The sequence below is a fragment of the Sorangiineae bacterium MSr11954 genome, assembly GCA_037157815.1.
Taxonomy (GTDB): Bacteria; Myxococcota_A; Polyangia; order Polyangiales; family Polyangiaceae; genus Pendulispora; species Pendulispora albinea.
In genome coordinates this window covers 1057053-1075129 of the sequence record CP089984.1, presented here as the reverse complement: position 1 = coordinate 1075129, position 18077 = coordinate 1057053, and the positions used below count along the sequence as shown (strand labels likewise).

Here is an 18077-nt window from a genome sequence, read left to right as displayed (position 1 = left end):
CGCGGGCGCACCAGGTACCTCGAGGCCCCCGCCCGCGGGCGCATCGGGCGCACCGAGGCCCTCGCCCGCGTGCGCATCGCGCGCACCGAGGCCCTCGCCTGCGGGCGCACCAGGTACCTCGAGGCCCCCGCCGCGGGCCGGCGCAGGCGCCCTGGCGATGCGCCATCTCGTCGCCTGGGTTTGCCTCGCCGGCCTCGTGGCCCACGCCCGCGAGGCGCACGCAGGGGGCTCGGGTCGCGGCGCGGACGAGCCCGAGGGAAAGCACCACCTCGGCCTCGGCGCGGGCCTCAGCATCCTCAAGGTCGACGACAAGACCACCCACTCCATCGGCCCTGGCCTCGCGCTCCACTACGCGTACCAGATCACCGACGCGCTTCGATTCATCGGTGAGGGCACCTCGTTCATCGTGGCCAAAGACGAGGACAAGGGCCCCGAGATCCCGCACACGCGCCCGACCCGCGTCGATACGTTTGGCCTCGGCATGGGCTATGTGCTCGACATCACGCGCAAATGGGTGCCGTACGGCGGCGTCATGGCCACGGGAACCGCGCTCACCGGTGGAACGTTGGATAATGCGGTCTTGGCTTTTGGAGTACAACTGGCGGTAGGTGTCGACTACATGCTGACTTCGCACTTTGCCATTGGGTTCGCCTTTCGGCAGCACCTGCTCCTGACCAAAATGAGCACCTATACTTCGTATTACGCCGGCTTCCTTCGCGCCGAGTTCGTGTGGGGCAAATGAGCGCTCCGTCTTCGCATTGGCGCTCCCATTCACGTTTGCGCGCGCGCGCCGGCGGGCTTTGCGCCACCGCGCTGGGTCTGGCCGCGATGGCGGCCATCGCCTCGAGCAGCCGTGAGGCGCACGCGTTCGAGCGCCAGCAGCACATCGGCCTCGGCGGCGGCCTCGCCTTGCTCAAGGCGAAGGACATGTCACTGGCCGCGGGAGGAGGCGGCAGCTTCCACTATGCGTACGGGCTGACCGATAGCCTGAACTTCGTCGCCGAGGCGGGGACGTCGGTGGTCAGCCTCTCGTACGCCAATCCTTCCGCGATCATGACGAAGGACTCGCGCTCGCTGTTCGCCTCGCACCTCGGCGCGGGGGTGACCTACAGCTTCGACGTGATCCAGTGGGTCCCGTACGTCGGTGTGCTGGCCAGCGGCTACCTGCTCCACGGCAAGGCGCTCGAAGATCCCGTGGGCGCGGCCGGCGCGCAGATCGCGCTGGGGATCGACTACCAAGTATCGCGCACGGTGGCCGTGGGGCTCGCGCTGCGGCAGCATTTCATCCTGTCGAAGATATCGGATTATCCCAGCTACACCACGGCGTTTCTGCGCGCCGAGTACGTCTGGGGCTGGTAGCGAGGGCGCGTGCGCGTCGCCTCGATGCCGTATGCGGTGACCTTGGGCGATACGGAGCTTCCTCTCTGGCCGCCGCTCCTGGCCACCCGCGGCCGCGGCTCGAAGAGCGTGACGCACGTGCACCACGCGATGCACATCGTCCTCTCGCTCCAGGGCGATCTCGCGGTGCGCGCAGGGAAAAACCCGCGCGCTCCGTGGCAGCGGGCCGCCGGTGTGCTCACCGCGCCCGACGTGCCCCATGCCATCGACGCCGAGGGGATCGAGTGCTTCCTCGTGTTCCTCGATCCGGAGAGCGACGTGGGGACGGCGTTGGGCGCGGTCCTGACGGGTCCCGTGCGGCTCATCTCGGCGAAGGAGCGCGACGAGCTTCTGCGCGACCAAACGGATCCGTTCGCGGTGATGGCCAAGGACGGTGTGGCATGGACGGAGCGCGCCGCGGCCTTGCTCGGGGGTGCAGCGCGCCCGGTGCCGCGCCGCATTCATCCGCGCGTGCGCAAGCTCCTCCGACTCTTTCGCACCATGCCCGCGGGGGCCGATACCTCGCTGGAGGCGCTGGCCGAGGCGGTCGATCTCTCGCCCGGCCGCCTGATGCACGCGTTCTCGGAGTCGATTGGCCTGCCGCTGCGACCTTACCTCGCGTGGCTGCGGCTGCAGCGCGCGGCGGCGGCCGTAGCCTCGGGCCTCCCGCTCGCGCACGCCGCCCACACCGCCGGCTTCTCCGACTCGGCCCATATGAGCCGCACCTTCCGGCGCATGTTCGGCATGACCCCTTCGGCCCTGCAGCCCTAAGTCGCAGCCAGTTCGTTCAAGAGCGACGCCGAGCGAAATCCCATGCTCGGGGTATGAACACTCACGAGCACGACACAGTTCTCGCGCGTCAATGGAATGGATACGGCAGAGTTCATAGTCATCGTAAAAATTTGATCATTCACGCCGTCACGGTGCCTCTCTTCATGATGGGGACTTTGGCGATGGCCGCAGGCATCCTGGCTCCTTTCACGCCCGCCATGCATGCCGGTTGGCAGGGCGTGCTGGGGGCCATCGCAGGTGGATTCTTCGCGATGATCGTCGCGGTTGCCGCACAAGGTCGCGGGCACGAAAAGGAGGCAAATCGCCCGGAACCCTTCCGCGGTCCTTTGGACGTGCTCGCTCGACTCTTCTTCGAGCAATGGATCACATTCCCCCGCTATGTGTTGAGCGGCCAGTTCGGGCGCGCGCTTTTTCGTGAGGAAGGTTCGTCACGTGAATGACGTAAGCGAAGAGAGATGCACACGATCACCGTGGCCCATTTGGCGCCGCATCCTCCTGCCGCACCCCACGATTCCATGCTTATCCGATCGCCATTTCTCGCGCTCCTATTCGACTGGGCACGGGCAAAAGGCGCGAGCGCAATCGTCGATGGCATTTGCGCCGAGCTCGCCCTCCCGGAACCGAGCGGAACCCTCATCAAAGAGATGACGATTCCGCTTACTGTCTACCGCACCGCCAGTGAGCTCGCATCCGAGCGACTGGAAGATCCTTTCGTCGGCCTTCACGTGGGCGTCACGTGTCCACGCGGGAGCTACGGTATCCTGGAGCTCACCGCGCACCACGCCCCCAACGTGGGCGAGGCGCTGCTCCGCGTGGTGCGGTACATGCCGTTGGTCACCGAAAGCCGTCTCGAGCTTCGCCAAACTGAAGATGAGCTCGCCCTGGTGCATCGCATCCCGGGAGAGCCGCACGGCCTCGGCCGGCACGCCAACGAGTTCGCGATGGCGTGCTTTCTGCGCTTCGTTCGCGATACCTCGCAAACCCCCGTTCCAGCCCTGCGCGCCGAGTTCGCGCACCCTGCCCCGCCCGACGTGTCGGAGCTCGAGCAGTTCTTCGGCACCTCGAACCTCGTGTTCGACGTGGGCCGCAACCAGCTCGTGCTCGATCCCAAGGTGGCCTCGCTCCCCATCAACACCAGCGACGAGCGGCTCCTGCCGTGGCTCGACAGCTACGCGAGCTCACTCCTTCCCCCCGAGTCCTCGCGCGCCGAGCGCATTCCGGGGCTGCAAGAGCAGATTCGTCTCTGCCTGCGCGAGGAGACCCCGCCGACCCTTCGCGTGCTGGCGCAGCGCCTTCGCCTGAGCCCGCGCACCCTGCAGCGAAGGCTCCAAGGTGCGCACACCTCGTTTCAAGGTGAGCTGGAGGAGGTGCGCCGGGATCTCGCGGAGTCGTACCTGCGGGATCCGAAGTGGACCATCAAGGCCATCGCGCTGCGCCTCGGCTACGCGGACCGAAGCGGCTTCGAGCGCGCCTTCATGAAATGGCGCCGCACCACCCCCGGCGAGTTCCGACGCTCGCTGCCGCCGGCACCCGATTCCATGCAAGAAACATAGAATCGGTGCCGCGGCCGCGCGCCGCCCTCTCCCTCGCTTCTCCCTCTCTACTGGGCTCTACTGGGAGCTCTCTATTGAGAGCGATGGGAGCAGGAGCGACTACACCGCATCGGAGAGACCGAATCCGTCGTGCAGGGCACGCACGGCGAGCTCGGTGTATTTGTCGGCCACCAGACAGGAGACCTTGATCTCGCTGGTGGAGATGGCCGAGATGTTGATGCCCTCCTTGGCGAGGATGCGGAACATCTTGGCGGCCACGCCGGCGTGCGAGCGCATGCCGAGGCCCACGATGGAGACCTTGGCGATCCCCTCGTCGTACCGGACGGACGTCGCCTCGAGCGAGCGGGCCACTTCGTCGATGAAGGGCTTGGCGCGTGCGAGGTCGGTCTTGAGCACGGTGAATGCAACGTCCGTGCGGCCTTCGCCCGCGCCATTCGGACCACTGGCGATAGCGGGGCTCTGGATGATCATGTCCACCGAGACGTTCTTTTCGGCGATGGCGCCGAAGAGCTCCGCCACGATGCCGGGCTTGTCTTCCACACCGGTGACGACGACGCGAGCTTCGTTCTTGTCGTACGCCACACCCGTGACCACCACGTCTTCGAGCGATTGATCTTCTTTAGTCACCCAGGTTCCCTCCGCGTCGGAAAACGAACTTCGAACGTGGACCGGTACGCCATATTTCATGGCAATCTCCACGCTCCGGATTTGGAGCACCTTGGCCCCGAGCGAGGCCAGCTCCAGCATTTCTTCGTAAGAAATCTTCGAAATTTTGCGCGCCGATGGGCACACGTTCGGGTCGGTCGTGTACACGCCGTCGACGTCGGTGAAGATCTCGCACGCATCGGCGCCGATGGCGGCGGCGACGGCCACCGCGGTCGTATCCGACCCGCCGCGTCCGAGCGTGGTGATATCGCCGTTCTCGTCCACGCCTTGAAAGCCGGCCACCACCGCGATGGCGCCCTTCTTCACGGTGGAGAAGATCTTCGAGCCCTCAATGGCCTTGATGCGGGCCTTGGTGAAGGCGCCGTCGGTCAGGATCTTCACCTGATGCCCCAGCAGGGACCGGGCCTTGCCCCCTTCGGCCTGAATGGCCATCGCGCAGAGGGCGGCCGAGACCTGCTCTCCAGTCGCCGCGATGACATCCATCTCGCGGGCGTCCGGGATCTGCGTGACCTCGTGGGCCAGCTTGAGCAGCCGATTCGTCTCGCCGCTCATGGCGCTGACGATAACGACGACCTCGTGCCCCTGCGCGGCGGTCGCGAGGGCGCGTCGGGCAACATTGCGAATGCGGTCGATCGATCCGACCGAGGTGCCACCGAACTTCTGGACGATGAGCGCCACGAGCTCCCCTTAATGAGTGTCACATTGTAGGTTGGGTTTGGACGGACCACCTCGAGCGAGGGAGCCGCCCGCCTTCACGCACCCAGGTGAGTGCGAGAAAGCTCGACATGTTTATGTGAAATGAAGTCGACTGGCAACGGATCGGACGCAAGACCTTGAGCGCCTACGCGAGCTACATCGTCGAAACATTCGTAACATTGGTGGCAGTCTGCACCATTGCGTTTGTCGTCCTCTACGGTGCCAAGCGACTGGGGATGGGCAAGACGAGCGGGGCGATTCAGCTCATCGGACAACTTCCCCTCGACGCCCGCCGATGCATCTATCTGGTGAAGGTCGGCGGACAGGTGCTCGTGGTCGGTGTGGGCGAAGGCGGCTTCACCAAGCTGGCCGAGTTGCCCGAGTCGGCGTTTCCTCCGGAGGCGGTGGCGGCGGGCGGGGGCTCGCCAGGGCGCGCATTCTCGGACGTGCTCGCTCGTGCACTTGGGAGGCGGAGCTCGAATGGCGATGGATGATGCCCTCGGCCGGCCGCTGGCGCTGGTGGTTGCCCTGGCGCTGGTTTCGCTCGTGCCTTTCGCGTTCATGAGCGTCACGGCGTTCGTGAAGATCTCGACGGTGCTGCAGATCGTCCGAAGCGCCATCGGGGCCTCCTCGGTTCCGTCGAACACGGTCATTCTGGCATTGGCGACGGCGCTTACCTTGCTGGCGATGGAGCCGGTGGGGCAGAAGATTTTCGAACGGGCGGGGCCGCTGCTGGGGGGCAAGGGCGCCCCGGATACGGTGACGTTGGTTCGCCAGGGGCTGGAGGCGGTGCGCGAGCCCATGCGCGATTTCTTGGCGAAGAATGCGAGCGACCGGGAGAAAGCGCGCTTCGTGGAGGTTGCCCAGAGGTCACGTCCGGAGGCCGAGCGGGCGGCCGTGACGGACCGGGATTTGCCGGTTTTGGTACCGGCGTTCGTGATCACGGAGCTGACGGAGGCGTTTGCCATCGGGTTCCTGTTGTTCCTGCCCTTCCTGGTCATCGACCTGGTGGTCGCCAACGTTTTGTTGGCGCTGGGGATGCAGATGCTCAGCCCCACCCAGGTGAGCCTTCCCTTCAAGCTCCTCCTTTTCGTCGCCATCAACGGCTGGGGGCTGCTCGCCCAATCGCTTGTTTCTGGCTACCACTGAGGGCGTTTCCTGCGGCCACCGGGGGTGGCGAAGAAAGAGCGCTTGACTTCTGATCCGCCCCGCGTAAAGTCCGCGCCGTTCACGTTGGGGCAATAGCTCAGCTGGGAGAGCGCCGCGTTCGCAATGCGGAGGTCAGGGGTTCGATCCCCCTTTGCTCCACTCTTGATTTGTGGAATTCCGAGTACTTAGAAGCGAGCTCGAGACCATAAATCCACTATCGAAGCCAAAAATGCCGGTGAGCTCAGCCGGAAGACTTGGGAAGGGTTTGCCGAAGCCGACGGAGAGATTCTCGGCTTCGCGGATGTAGCCCTCGGTCGTGCTGAAGGACTTGTGGCCCGCCCTCTGTTTGATGCGGAGAGGATCGTCACCTCGAACGGCCATCCAGGTGATGCCAGTCGCGCGTAGGTCGTGGAAGGTGATGTTCTTTCGCTGAGCGTCGCGGATGACCGCCCCGCTGCCCACGCCACCATCGGAGGTAACCTAGCCGACGATCGCCGAACCCTCTACCTCGACCTAATCCTCTCCGCGCTCGGAGTCGAAGACCGTGCTACACTGGAAGCGGAGATGGATCTCACCGGTTACAAGTTCAAGAGCGAGACCTTCCGCCGACAGATCGCCGAGGCTGAAGCCAAGGGCGGCGCTCGGGCAGTTCTCACGGTGCTTGAGACGCGCAACGTCGTGGTGAGCGACACCGTCCGAGCGAAGATTCTTGCCTGTACCGACTCGACCGTGCTTGAGCGCTGGCTCCAGCGCGCGTTGACCGTGACCAGCGCCGAAGACGTCGTGCGCGAATAGCGCACGGTGTTCCGGAAAATTCGTCCCATCGACGTTCACCCTGGTATGGCAGCACTCGTTAGGCGCGCTTATCCCCTACCGGCTAACCTTCGGGCCTCGAGCTCTCGCGCGAGCTGAGCAACGACGTCCCATCGACGCTCTCGTGCCGCCTCTTTGAGCGCTCTCGCTAGAGCCGCTTCGACAGGGTCAACGTGCGCCCCATTTGGCGTCTCGCGTCGCGAGCCGTCTTCCGGCGGCGTCGGGTGAGCGACAGCTGGCGACAGCACATTCGCATCGATTGAAATTTCATTTGAAATATCAGACACTTGACAACTCTCCGCCTCGCCCTCCGCCAAGGTGTTCGATCCCCCTTTGCTCCACTTAGTCTAAGTGGTTTCGGTTCGGTGGAAGCGAACTCGGAACCACGAAGTGATGCTCAGGCCGCGAATGCCCGTGGGTTCAGCCGGGATCGGTGCAGCGGGCTTCACCGAAGCCGACGGAGAAAGTTCCTCAGCGTCTCGGGTGTCGTCTCGTCGTGCTGAAGGTAAGCCGGCCCATACTGCCCGCATGGCACTGGAGGCTCCGGCGAGACCGTACAAGCCATCCCCAGAAGACGAAGCCGACGTGTGCGCGGCGTTCGTGGAACTGGATCGTCACGGACGGCTCGCGCTCACCATCAAGGAGACCAAGGCATACTTGCACTGGCTCGAGACCGGCAACGGACGGTGTCCCGCCCAAGTCGGCCGATCCTCGGCCATCGTCTCCCCTCCGCCCGTCAGAAACTCGCTCCCAGTGGGGCCTCGCGCGCAAAGGCCATCGTCGAATCAGCCACGTTGCCACGACGAAAGCCCCTCATTTGCGACGGGGCGCCGATTCACGCGGGCCGCGTGCTTCCAGCCCCTTGAACAGCACCCGCACCGAATCGCGCGCCACGTGCGTAGCGTCGGCTCCGGCGATCCCGAATTGACCATCGACGAGCAGCCACGCCACGCCGTGCACCATCGCCCATGCGGCGCCCGCGAGCTTCCGCGTATCGGCTCCGCGTACGATGCCGGTCGCTTGGCACGCCTCGATGGCCGCGAGGAGCACGCCGAACGCACCTTCGTAAGCGGCCAAGAGCTGCGGGTGCTCCGTCTTGTCTGCGAGCTCCGGAGCGCTGAGCAATCGAAAGTGTGCTGGATGGGCGCTCGCGTGCGTGACGTACGCGACTCCGATGGCCTCGAGCCGCTCGCCTTCACCGAGACCGGGAGCGCCGGCCGCGCGCATGCTCGCCTCGAGCGCGCGCAACCCCTCTTCCGCAATGGCCGCGAGCAATGCGCCCTTGTCACGGAAATGGTTGTAGCTCGCTTGGGGTGAGACTCCGACGCGACGCGCGGCCGCGCTCAGCGAGACGGCGCCGGTGCCGTCCTTTTCGATGATGCCGAGCGCGGCATCGAGGAGGGCGCGGCGAAGCTCGCCGTGATGATACCTGCCGGCGGGTTTCCTTTGCGGCCGCGGTCCTCCGGACGATCTACCCACGACCTACGTTTATCACGGTGAAGGGGCTTCGGCACCCAATATTGACGCCATCAACATTGGCGCTATAGTCGAGGAGATGTACCACTTCTTCGTCCGGCGCCATTTGCGGGAGGTCTTCGCGCGACTCAACGCGGGTGACTACGCCTTCATCACGCGCCAATTTGGTCCGAGCGCCGTGCACTGGTTTGCGGGGCAGCACGCGCTCTCCGGAGAGCGGAAATCACCGGCTCGCATCAAGGAATGGTACGAACGGCTGGCAAATGTCTTTCCGGGGATTCGATTCGACATTCGGAAGCTGATCGTCGCGGGGCCCCCGTGGAATACGCACGCCGCCGTCGAATGGGTGGACGAGGCGCGGGATCGCAACGGCAAGCCGCTCCCGAATCAAGGCGTCTTCATCCTGCGGCTGCGATGGGGAAAAGCGATCGAGTTCCGCGTCTATTGCGACACCGCCCGGATCGAGAAGAACCTCGGGATCCTGAGCTCGCAAGGAGTCGCCGCGGCGAGCGCGGCTCCTATCGCAGGTTGACGGAGCTCCCGGGCTCGCTCGACGACCACCAGGGACGCGCGAATCGCCTCATCGGAGCACCGTGCGACCGACACGGATTCCGCGGCCGCCGCTCTCGACTGCGAACGAAAACGACTTATCGTCATCGAGGGTGCCTACGTCTTCCTCGAGCCCCGGGAATGCGACGGCCCGGGCGCGACGACCGTCGCCTTCGTGAACCGCACCGAATCACCGCTGGCCGAGGAGGGGCGCTATACCGAAGGTCGAGCCTCGCTCGCTGGAGCGGCTTTTGGCGGAGAGCTTCATCGTGCTCACGTCGAGAAAACCTTCGTCGCGGAATGCGAGGGAGGCGTCGTTGACCTCGCAGCGATTGGGCCGCCTATTCGAGTTAACGTGAGCTCGCCCATCGCAGACAGCCGCTGCGAAATGCATGGAGATCCTCCTCACCAATCGGAATGGAGCGCACCGATCCCGTCGCCAGCTCCGTTACCCAAAGAAATGCGATCACGTCGTTGGCGTAGTCCGCGTCCTTCTCTCGAAATTCACCTTTCTTCTCATTCAGATTGAAGTTGAAGAAGACCTCCGCGTCGATGCCATTTTCTGCAAGAAGAGCTTTATCGCGTGGTATCCACCGGCCGTCCCCCCTCGACACCCGAGGTCGACCGAGCAAGGTCCGTCCCGAGGAAGACGGCTGAAAACGGATCGGGCGAGAGAGGCTGCGCCGATTTCTCTTCGGGCACCTCACCCTCGAAGACGCGCGCAAACGATGAACGAGACGTTGCCGCTCTCGCGATCGGGCGACCGCCCCAGTCAAACTGGCCACCAGGCAGTGTCCCCCGCCCAGGTCATGGGCGCCGTGAGCACCACGAAGATCATCGCCATCGCGCCGCGGGCGGCGGGCGTCCGAATCCGAATCCGAACGACGTTCCATCCTTCGTTCCCGCATCGAAGATCGTCCACGTGCCACCAGGCGCATGAAACGGCGCCGTGGGCGTTCACGACTGTTCAAGGTAAATGGCCGCAACCTCGAAGGTCAGCGACCGCCCATCCGCGCCTATTTGAAATACCGAGGCGTCCTCGCTCTCCACGCGATCGAACACCGCGATACGTGCGCGCCTTCACCTGGAGGATTCGCTGTCGTAATCTTTTTGCGCGCCGGGACGAACCCCGCGAGGAGCGCGCGCACCACAATGGCATATCGACGATGCATGCCCGTCGTATACGTGTGAACGTGACGAATCTATCTCGTCCTCCGCGCATCGATGGCGGCCGTGCTCGAACAAACATCCGAGCTCTTCGAGAGCTCAGCCGAGCGTACGCGCCGCCGCGCGCGATCGACGACGAGCCTTGCGGCACCGCGCGATCCCAGGTTACGAGAGATGACGGCAAGCCAAGTCATGCCGACCCAGCACCGAAGGATCGAGGATGCACATACCCGAGGCTTACCACGTCATCGAGCGGCTCGAAGCGCAGCTCGGCGATCCCAATGATCGCGAGCAGGTGCTCTCGTTCAAACGCGCGGTGGAGCTGGACGAGCGCGACGAATATCCTCGTGACGGATGTGCCGTGCTCGATCGCGCGGGGATAAATGACTACTATATCCCAGTTACGGACGGCGGACGGCTCGCGAGCTTCGACGTGTTGGCCGCCATCGCCCGTACCGTCGGACGGCGTGACTTGACGGTGGCGATTGCCCACCACAAAACGTTCCTCGCGGCCGTCCATGTGTGGGTCGCGGGTTCCACCGCGCAACGCCAGCGCACGGCGCTCTACATACGGTCGGGTGGGCGGATGGCGCTGGGGTACCACGAGAAGGAGCACGGCAGCGATTTTCAGGCGACCGAAACGGTGGCGCAAGCGATTGAATCGGGGGAGTACGTCCTCGACGGGGAGAAGTGGTTCGTCAACAACGCGACCGTCGGCGACGTGCAAACTATCTTTGCGCGGACGAACGAGCGCGGCGGGCCGCGTGGGTTTTCGCTCTTTCTCGTCGATAAGCGGGCGCTCGATCGGGATATGTATGCCCACTTGCCCAAGTTGATGACGCACGGGGCGCGCGGGGTCGACTTTAGCGGCATCCGGTTTACGAAGGCGCGCCTTGCGGCGGATTGTTTGATTGGTTCGCAGGGGGGTGGGGTCGAGCTCACCTTGCGCTCATTTCAGATTACGCGCGCGGTCGTGCCGGCCATTTCGTTGGGGGCCGCCGATACCGCGCTGCGTGCCGTGCTGGAATTTGCTTTACAGCGGCGCCTCTATGGTACCACGGTGTTCGCGCTCGCGAGGCCCAGGGCCACCATCGTGGACGCGTTCGTCGATCTGCTCGCCTGCGATTGCGTGGTGATTGCCACGGCGCGGGCGCTGCACATCGTGCCGGAGGAGCTGCGACTGTGGTCCGCGGTGACCAAGTTCTTCGTCCCGGCCACCGTCGGCGCCATGCTCGATGACCTCGGCGAGGTGCTTGGAGCCCGCGCCTATTTGAGAGAGGGGTACAAGTTCGGTATTTTCCAGAAAATCGTTCGCGATCATGGCGCCGTGCCCATGTTCCACGCGGGTGGCTTCCTCTTGCTCCAAACGGTGGGTCTTTCGATCCCGCAGCTCAACACCTTTCGGCGTTCGGCGAGTCCGGAAGCTCGCGACGCCATTCTCGATGTCCTGGATACCATTTTCGCATGGCGTCATCCGTTGCCGCCCTTCGAGCCGGATCGGCTCGTGCCCTATGGGCGCTTTCGCGATCTGCTCTTTGCCGTGGAGCGATTGTCGGAGCAGCTCGAGGACGGCGACGTGCAAACGGGATTGGAGCCGTCGGTCGCGGGCGCGCTCGCTGCGTCCTTTGCTGCGCTGCGTACGGCGGTGACGCATCAAGGCCGCGATCTCGATGAGCACCGTGCAAGGTTTGGTCCTTCGTCTTCCGATAAGCCGGAGTTCTTCGCGATCTGCGAGCGCTACTGCGTGCTCCATGCGGCCGTCGTGTGCGCGTATACGTGGGCACGGAATCGGCAAGATATGGATCCCGCTTTTGGCGGCGGGCACTGGCTCGTTCTCTGCTTGCAACGACTCCTTCAACGGGTCGGAATTCATCAGCCGGTGCCCGATGGCATTCGCGATCACGTCGCGGAGCTTCTCGTCCGGCTGCACCGTGAAAGCCGATCCTTCTCGGTCATCCCATGGCGGCTCGCCGAGCCAACGAGCTCCTGACGCGCTACTTGAAGGCAACGATGCCGCCGAGCGGCAACTCGGGATGGCGCTCGGGTTCAGGATAAACGTGGTAGTCCACGAATCCTGCGTCGCGCAGGGAGAGTTGCCATTCTTCGAGCGTCAGGTACCCATAGTGGATTCGTCGAGGTGGATCGAGCTTGGCGCGGTAGTAGCTGTGCAAGGTGGATTGAAGGATCTCGGCCGGGAAGAAGACCGAGGGACGCTGGCGGTAGGCCATGGTGAAGATCAGTATTCCCCCTGGCTTCAACATCTTTCGGAACGTGACGAGAACATCGTGCAGGTTCATGAGATCGTACAGGACGAACTCGAGGATGATGACGTCGACGGACTCGTTCTGGGTATAGGGGAGGTTCTGTTGCGGCGTGCGATCGAGATCGTGGATCTCGAAACGCATTCGGCGCATGAGCTCGGGCGGGGCGTGGGTGCGAAGCCAGTTCCTGCCCATGCTCAGCAAAATCGGGCTGATCTCGGTGAAGTGGTACTGTTCGATGTTGGGAATGGCCTCGCGAAAACGAGGTAGCGCGAGAGCGTGTCGAAGCACCGCACCTACGCCGGCACCTCCTTCGAGCACGACACATGGGCCGCGCTCGAGGCGCTGGGTCAGTGCCCGGGCCGTCATGACGATCCCAGGGACCCGCACGGGGATCTCCACCATCGCCGAAACCCAATGATCGAGCGCGGCCCCCATTCCATGCCGCTGGCCAATGGCAACGAAGCCGTCGACCCCGGAGAGGACCGCCTCGACCACGTCGGGAAGGTGCGCGAGGAGAACGAAGCCCTCGCAACTCAATTTCGTCGTGTCTTCATCGGCGATGGGGGTCTGCGCTAGCTCAGCGGACATTTCGAGGACGCCATCGTCGCGCGCGACGAGATCGCCCTTGTCGATTAAATAGTCGAGGAGCCGTTTCTTGAAATGGTATGCGCTGCGACCCGTCGACGCCTCGGGCTCTTCGCCGAGGAGGGCAGGATACGGACGGCGATCATGCACCAAATGGCGCAAATAAACCTGGCGGGCTACGCGCTCCGCGAGGCGCTTCGCCTCCTCGGCACCGCGCACGAAGGACTCGTCATACAAATCCTGGATTTCGACGCGTTCGCGCATTTGGGCGGCATTCTGCATGGTGAAATGAATTAACGCAAGCGCAGTGCGAAAAAGAAGAAATCGAAAGAAGCCGCAAGCAACTTCGCACTGCGCAATTGCGTTACAGGGAACGGCGGATGCTTCGGCGACACCGCGCATCACAAAAACCAAAATAGCGCGCACGAAATCGCGAAGAACGCTGGCTCAAGCGTAACCCGCAAAGCCCTTCATGGCGATCGTAAAATCGATAGGACCGGCCAGTATTCGTCGTCGACAATGTAAAGGGTGTTGCGAAAGAGTCGCAAGAACGCGAAGAGGGAAATACGGCGCGCTCGCATATGGATGTCTTAACAACGACTTAATTCGACCGGGTCCGAAGAAGGTTTGCGTCACGATAGGACGCTGAACGCGCTGTTCTTGTCCTCTGTGTGGATGACTTATTTTTCATTGACACCACACGTACCCGATGCAAGTTGGTACGCGCTGTTCGAGCGGAGCGGTGTGTTCATGTTGAGCACTCTCAGATATTGCCTCGTGGCATACTTCTTCTTTCCGCTGATCATCGCGGGCACGTGGGTAGGTGGCTACTGGCCCTTGGCCTATTTGCTGTTCGCGATCAACATGTACGTTCTCGTCGACAACTTCACCCCACCGTTGACCCGCATTCAGACGAAACGGGAGGCGCCTCTGAATGACCTCTACTTGTTCTTGCAAGTTCCCCTCTCGGCGCTTCTGCTCTGCATCTATCTATTTAAAATTCGATTGATGATCCTCGGCGGCGCCCCGCTTCCTGGGTGGGCGGTGTTGGGCTTTCCGCTGGCACCGTTCTCCACCATCGGGGAGACCCTGGCAGCGGGGTTTGCGATCGGCTTCCACTGCGGCAGCAACGTGGTGGTCGCACACGAAATGATGCATCGCAGCTCAACGTTCTGGAGAGCATGCAGCCGTACCCTCCTGGTGATGACCGGAGACGCCCAATTCCAAGAGGCGCACTTGTATGGCCACCACTCGGCCGTCGGCACGCTCGCCGATCCTGCCACGGCGCGGCGCGGCGAGGGATTTTATCGATTTCTGCTCCGATCCACGGTTGGCCAATGGAAGGAAGCCTATGCGTTCGAGCAAACCCGTCTTCGCAAGGAGCACGGCATCGCCAAGTGGGTGAAGAATCGGGTTTTGCGCGGCAATGCGGCGAGCCTCTTGCTGCTTGGAGCGGTCACCTGGTCGTGCGGTCTCCTGGGCATGACCGGCTACGTGATCGTGATGGTGATCACGAAAGCGGTCCTCGAATCGGTCAACTACATCCAGCACTATGGGCTGACACGGGAGCCGGGCTCGAAGGTCGAGCCGCAGCACAGCTGGGAGTGCGCCTCACGCGGGTCCTCGATGTACCTCTTCAACCTCACCCGCCACGCGCAGCACCATGCTGTCCCGCGAAAACCGTATTGGGAGCTCGAAGTCCAGCCTACACCGTACCGCTTGCCGCACGGGTACATGCTCGCGATTTGGATCGCGCTCATCCCGCGACTTTGGTTTCGTTATGCCGACCGCTTGATGAACGCGGCGGCAACTCGACCTCCGACGACGCCTACGGCCTCTTCGAGCTCCTCATCGAACGTGCCCGCCCCCGATGGCACGCGGATCCTCTCATGAATTTAGCCCGTTCCTTTCGTACGATCGCCCAACAGTCATCGTTCAAGGCTTTGCGATGGGGCTTCTCCGCCGCCGCCGTCGCGCCGCCTCTTGCCATGTACGTCGCCAATCGCATCTTCTATCGTCCGAAGCGCAGGCCTCATCCAAGCGGCCCCGATCTGCCGGAGGTCGAGGAGGTTGCCATCACGGTGCGCGGGCGCCGAGCCGTTGCCTATGTCGCGGGAACGGGTCGTCCCGTGCTCATGGTGCATGGGTGGCAGGCCTCCGCCGCGCATCTTGCCGTTCTGGGGAGACGGTTCATCGAGGCGGGCTTTCGTGTGGTCACGTTCGACATGCCCGCCCACGGAAAGAGCGAGGGGGAGGAGACCGACATTACGGAGATCACCGAGCTCGGGCTCCAGTTGAGCGACCGGTTCGGTCCCTTTGCGGCTGCGGTGGGCCACTCCTATGGTGCGATATGCCTCGTCAACATGCTGCACCTCGGGGTCTCCATCGAGCGCTTGATTCTCCTGGCGAGCCCCGCCACCTACCACGGGCTCGTCGACCGGACGTGTGTGCTGATCGGGCTGTCCGGCAAGGTTCGGGAGCGGTTCCTCGATCGCATCAACCGACGGTATGCCCCTTATTCCTATGAGCGCGACTTCAACGCCGTCACCAACCTGTCCAAGCACCCCATCCCAACCCTCGTGATCCACGATTCGGGGGACCACGAGATCCCGGTGGGGGAAGCCGAGCTGCTTCGCCATGCGCATCCCCAGGTCAATGTGATGATCACGTCGCGGCTCGGTCATAACTCGATTGTGAAAGCACCGGCCGTGGTCGAGGCATGCCTGTCTTTCATCCGCGACGAAACCGGCGCGTCGCCGACGCCCGACGCCAGCATCGATATGCCTCCAGACGACCGCCACATACAGGGAGAGAACAGGTGAGAATAGACATCGTCGGCAAGTCGGATTATTTCGCGCTGGCGCTCGGCAGCCCGAAGGCGTTGAAGATTCGAGCGTCGGAGCCGGTTGCGCCGCGCCTGAAGAATCTGACCCGCGCTGGAGCCAACGAGCCTCGCACCGTGCTCCTGCTGGGGGCGACGGGCTTCGTGGGCATGCACATCCTGTACGAGCTACTCCAACGAAAAGACGTGGCCAAAATTTACGCGCTCGTGCGCAAGAAGCGCGCGGCGAGCCCGGAGGCTCGACTCACCGCGTCCATGCGCGGCTATGGGCTACCGCTCGAAAAGAGTGACCGCTTGGAGGTGATCGATGGGGATTTCACCCATGGTCATCAATTCGGTCTCTCCGATGCCCACTACACCAAGCTCCTTGGTTCGGTCGACGTCGTGCTCAATGCGGCGGGCGCCACCAACCACACCTACCCTTATGCGTACTTCCGAAGCGAGGCGATCGTCCCGCTCCTTCGGATGATGGAGTTCTGCGCCACCGAGCGGTTCAAGACCTTGCACTTCATTGGCTCGATGAACGGTGAGGTCTTTCGGTCCAAGCGCGATTTCCTGCGATTCGGCTTCTACCACTGCGGGTACAGCCGCATGAAGTGGATCGTCAAGTACCTCGCCGTCTGGGCGCGCGAGCAAGGGCTCGCGGCATCCATCTACTTGCCGCCGCACATCGTGGGCAGCAGCCTCACGGCGTTCAAGGATCCGGGCTTGCGCTATTCGTTTTGGCACATGGTTTGGTATGCCAGCCAACTGAGGAAGGTCTGGGACGCCGAGGAGCCGGTTCCCGTGATCTCCGCCGACGCGCTCGCCCGATCCGTCTGCGACAACGCGCTCCTCTCCGAGCCCCGGATGTTTGCCTATCCGGCGTCGTACATCAGCAGCGCCGAGTTCGCACAAGCCTTTGGTTGGACGGTGGTGCCCTGGAAGGAGTTCCGCGCGGAGCTCAAACGCACCTTCACGTTCTCCTTGCGGAAGTGGAACCCCAAGAAGCCGCTCTCCAGTGTCTTCGATATGTTGCTGCATATGTTCTTTACGAGGGCATTGTTCACGAACGATCTGCCCGATCTCATCTCGGCCATCACCCGAGCGGCCCAGCGGCACGAGCCCGCGGTCGCCACCGAGCTGCCGCCGAGTCGCTACATCCATGAGTGCGCGCGCAGAAATTACATCATTGGTAGAAGCATGGCGGCGGGTGCGTTGCCCAGTGGCCAGGGCGAGGGCGTGATGGCCCTCAAAGAGCTCACGAGAGAAAGGGTTTGACGGATGAGCAAGCGATCGATTCTCGACAGCAAGGCGTTGATGCTCCTCTGGAGCTTCTTTTTTCTGGTCACGTTTTTGGCCAGCATCCTCATCGTAAATCCCACGCTCAATCCCCAGCGCGCGATCCTCTCGTGGCCGCAGTTGCAGCTGCAGTTCGCGTACACGCCCGAGAATGGGATCAAGGTCCTGGAGTCCTGGGGGGCAGGGTCCATCGACCGTTATTTCAGCGTCATTTGGATCGACCTGGTCTTTGCGGTCTCGTACGGGCCGGCCTTCTTCTTCTACATCCGGCGGCTGGGCGGCAGCACGGCTTCGTGCATGGTGCCGCTGGTCGAGGCGGTGACCAACCTGATCGAGACATCGCTGGAAATCTACTGGGTGGGCCACCACCACGCGCCCGACAACATGCTGGCCGCGCCGTTCCTCATCCACTCGATCATCGCGACCATCAAATGGTCGCTCGTCCCCGTCTATTCCATTCACTTGGGCATGCTGTTCTACAGTTGGATGCGCTCCCGGGCGATGGACGTAGCCTTCCGACAGACCACGGAGACGCGCTAAGCGCGCTAAACGAGATCTCGCGCGGTGAGCACGACAGAGCGCCAAGGATAACCTGAATGGACAAGAACCAAATAGAAGAGATGGTCTTCGCGGTGGTCTCGCAGCAGTTCAACGTTCCGATCCACGACGTCACGCCGAAGATCCTCCTCATCGACGATCTCGGCGCGGACTCCGCGGCGCTGGTCGAGTTTTCGGCTCGTCTCGAGGATACGTTCAAGACGGAGTTCCCCGATCTTCGATACCTCGCCGACAAGGATCTCGGTGAGCTGATCGACTTCATTTCGAACCATGGAAAGCTGAACGCGGCGACCGGAACCGGAGGATAGG

At 63.2% G+C, this 18077-nt stretch carries 19 protein-coding genes and 1 tRNA gene; 16 read left to right on the top strand and 4 right to left on the bottom strand.

All coding sequences use genetic code 11. From position 1 onward, the window contains the following. The first annotated feature begins 157 nt into the window (after positions 1-157). The 5 genes from LZC94_04395 (at position 158) to LZC94_04375 (ending at position 3722) form a co-directional block, all read left to right on the top strand. A complete protein-coding gene (locus tag LZC94_04395) occupies positions 158-742 on the top strand; it encodes a porin family protein (GenBank protein WXB16520.1) in 585 nt (194 codons plus the stop codon). After that, positions 739-1359 (top strand): hypothetical protein, encoded by a 621-nt coding sequence (locus LZC94_04390; GenBank protein ID WXB16519.1) that lies wholly within the window; start codon positions 739-741, stop codon positions 1357-1359. Before LZC94_04395 ends, LZC94_04390 begins: the two co-directional genes overlap by 4 nt. Before the next feature lie 9 nt (positions 1360-1368). Next, the gene (locus LZC94_04385; protein WXB16518.1) at positions 1369-2148 is read left to right on the top strand and encodes a helix-turn-helix transcriptional regulator; all 780 of its coding nucleotides are present in this window, start codon (positions 1369-1371) and stop codon (positions 2146-2148) included. A gap of 53 nt (positions 2149-2201) precedes the next feature. Further along, entirely contained in the window at positions 2202-2609 is a 408-nt protein-coding gene (locus LZC94_04380; GenBank protein WXB16517.1) for a DUF962 domain-containing protein, read from the top strand. A 204-nt stretch (positions 2610-2813) separates the two neighbouring features. Then, complete coding sequence (locus LZC94_04375) at positions 2814-3722, top strand: AraC family transcriptional regulator (GenBank protein ID WXB16516.1); 909 nt, start codon at positions 2814-2816, stop codon at positions 3720-3722. 99 nt (positions 3723-3821) lie between these two features. On the opposite strand, the gene LZC94_04370 is transcribed toward LZC94_04375, so the two are convergent. Next, positions 3822-5066: an aspartate kinase gene (locus LZC94_04370; protein ID WXB16515.1), complete on the bottom strand. Its 1245-nt coding sequence runs from the start codon at positions 5064-5066 to the stop codon at positions 3822-3824. Positions 5067-5221: 155 nt separating this feature from the next. On the opposite strand from LZC94_04370, the gene LZC94_04365 reads away from it, so the two are divergent. The 3 genes from LZC94_04365 to LZC94_04355 all read left to right on the top strand — a co-directional run bounded on the left by LZC94_04365 (position 5222) and on the right by LZC94_04355 (position 6392). Further along, positions 5222-5578, top strand: a complete 357-nt coding sequence (locus LZC94_04365; protein ID WXB16514.1) for a flagellar biosynthetic protein FliO — start codon at positions 5222-5224, stop codon at positions 5576-5578. Continuing rightward, the gene (gene sctR / locus LZC94_04360; GenBank protein WXB16513.1) at positions 5565-6233 is read left to right on the top strand and encodes a type III secretion system export apparatus subunit SctR; all 669 of its coding nucleotides are present in this window, start codon (positions 5565-5567) and stop codon (positions 6231-6233) included. The genes LZC94_04365 and sctR overlap by 14 nt, the downstream gene beginning before the upstream one ends. 86 nt (positions 6234-6319) lie before the next feature. Then, positions 6320-6392 (top strand) — tRNA-Ala (locus LZC94_04355). Here the strand turns inward: LZC94_04355 and LZC94_04350 are convergent. Next, a complete protein-coding gene (locus LZC94_04350) occupies positions 6366-6695 on the bottom strand; it encodes a site-specific integrase (protein WXB16512.1) in 330 nt (109 codons plus the stop codon). The genes LZC94_04355 and LZC94_04350 overlap by 27 nt on opposite strands. A 102-nt stretch (positions 6696-6797) precedes the next feature. Between LZC94_04350 and LZC94_04345 the strand changes: the two genes are divergently transcribed. Continuing rightward, positions 6798-7028 (top strand): hypothetical protein, encoded by a 231-nt coding sequence (locus LZC94_04345; GenBank protein ID WXB16511.1) that lies wholly within the window; start codon positions 6798-6800, stop codon positions 7026-7028. An 831-nt stretch (positions 7029-7859) separates the two neighbouring features. On the opposite strand, the gene LZC94_04340 is transcribed toward LZC94_04345, so the two are convergent. Next, a complete protein-coding gene (locus tag LZC94_04340; GenBank protein WXB16510.1) occupies positions 7860-8525 on the bottom strand; it encodes a TetR/AcrR family transcriptional regulator in 666 nt (221 codons plus the stop codon). A gap of 76 nt (positions 8526-8601) precedes the next feature. Between LZC94_04340 and LZC94_04335 the strand changes: the two genes are divergently transcribed. Together LZC94_04335 and LZC94_04330 are read left to right on the top strand one after the other, a co-directional pair. Further along, positions 8602-9054, top strand: a complete 453-nt coding sequence (locus LZC94_04335; GenBank protein WXB16509.1) for a nuclear transport factor 2 family protein — start codon at positions 8602-8604, stop codon at positions 9052-9054. A 1404-nt stretch (positions 9055-10458) separates the two neighbouring features. Then, the gene (locus LZC94_04330; protein WXB16508.1) at positions 10459-12228 is read left to right on the top strand and encodes an acyl-CoA dehydrogenase; all 1770 of its coding nucleotides are present in this window, start codon (positions 10459-10461) and stop codon (positions 12226-12228) included. A 4-nt stretch (positions 12229-12232) separates the two neighbouring features. Here LZC94_04330 and LZC94_04325 read toward each other — a convergent pair whose 3' ends face one another. After that, positions 12233-13369: a class I SAM-dependent methyltransferase gene (locus tag LZC94_04325; protein ID WXB16507.1), complete on the bottom strand. Its 1137-nt coding sequence runs from the start codon at positions 13367-13369 to the stop codon at positions 12233-12235. 468 nt (positions 13370-13837) lie between these two features. Here LZC94_04325 and LZC94_04320 point away from each other — a divergent pair, with 468 nt between their 5' ends. The 5 genes from LZC94_04320 to LZC94_04300 all read left to right on the top strand — a co-directional run bounded on the left by LZC94_04320 (position 13838) and on the right by LZC94_04300 (position 18076). Continuing rightward, positions 13838-14980, top strand: coding sequence for a fatty acid desaturase (locus LZC94_04320; GenBank protein WXB16506.1), 1143 nt, complete (start codon positions 13838-13840; stop codon positions 14978-14980). A 242-nt stretch (positions 14981-15222) separates the two neighbouring features. Next, positions 15223-15909 carry an alpha/beta hydrolase gene (locus tag LZC94_04315; GenBank protein WXB20343.1) on the top strand — a complete coding sequence of 229 codons (687 nt, stop codon included), beginning with the start codon at positions 15223-15225 and terminating at the stop codon, positions 15907-15909. Then, positions 15906-17189, top strand: coding sequence for an SDR family oxidoreductase (locus LZC94_04310; GenBank protein WXB16505.1), 1284 nt, complete (start codon positions 15906-15908; stop codon positions 17187-17189). The genes LZC94_04315 and LZC94_04310 overlap by 4 nt, the downstream gene beginning before the upstream one ends. 3 nt (positions 17190-17192) lie before the next feature. Beyond that, positions 17193-17750: a hypothetical protein gene (locus LZC94_04305; GenBank protein WXB16504.1), complete on the top strand. Its 558-nt coding sequence runs from the start codon at positions 17193-17195 to the stop codon at positions 17748-17750. Positions 17751-17806: 56 nt separating this feature from the next. Beyond that, positions 17807-18076 carry a phosphopantetheine-binding protein gene (locus LZC94_04300; protein ID WXB16503.1) on the top strand — a complete coding sequence of 90 codons (270 nt, stop codon included), beginning with the start codon at positions 17807-17809 and terminating at the stop codon, positions 18074-18076. Position 18077 lies beyond the last annotated feature (1 nt).

Coding starts and splice junctions, on each gene's coding strand:
- LZC94_04380 (WXB16517.1), top strand. CDS start 2,202: ATGAACACTCACGAGCACGACACAGTTCTCGCGCGTCAATGGAATGGA.
- sctR (WXB16513.1), top strand. CDS start 5,565: ATGGCGATGGATGATGCCCTCGGCCGGCCGCTGGCGCTGGTGGTTGCC.
- LZC94_04320 (WXB16506.1), top strand. CDS start 13,838: ATGTTGAGCACTCTCAGATATTGCCTCGTGGCATACTTCTTCTTTCCG.
- LZC94_04330 (WXB16508.1), top strand. CDS start 10,459: ATGCACATACCCGAGGCTTACCACGTCATCGAGCGGCTCGAAGCGCAG.
- LZC94_04300 (WXB16503.1), top strand. CDS start 17,807: ATGGACAAGAACCAAATAGAAGAGATGGTCTTCGCGGTGGTCTCGCAG.
- LZC94_04375 (WXB16516.1), top strand. CDS start 2,814: ATGACGATTCCGCTTACTGTCTACCGCACCGCCAGTGAGCTCGCATCC.
- LZC94_04325 (WXB16507.1), bottom strand. CDS start 13,369: ATGCAGAATGCCGCCCAAATGCGCGAACGCGTCGAAATCCAGGATTTG.
- LZC94_04395 (WXB16520.1), top strand. CDS start 158: ATGCGCCATCTCGTCGCCTGGGTTTGCCTCGCCGGCCTCGTGGCCCAC.
- LZC94_04390 (WXB16519.1), top strand. CDS start 739: ATGAGCGCTCCGTCTTCGCATTGGCGCTCCCATTCACGTTTGCGCGCG.
- LZC94_04335 (WXB16509.1), top strand. CDS start 8,602: ATGTACCACTTCTTCGTCCGGCGCCATTTGCGGGAGGTCTTCGCGCGA.
- LZC94_04315 (WXB20343.1), top strand. CDS start 15,223: ATGGTGCATGGGTGGCAGGCCTCCGCCGCGCATCTTGCCGTTCTGGGG.
- LZC94_04305 (WXB16504.1), top strand. CDS start 17,193: ATGAGCAAGCGATCGATTCTCGACAGCAAGGCGTTGATGCTCCTCTGG.
- LZC94_04345 (WXB16511.1), top strand. CDS start 6,798: ATGGATCTCACCGGTTACAAGTTCAAGAGCGAGACCTTCCGCCGACAG.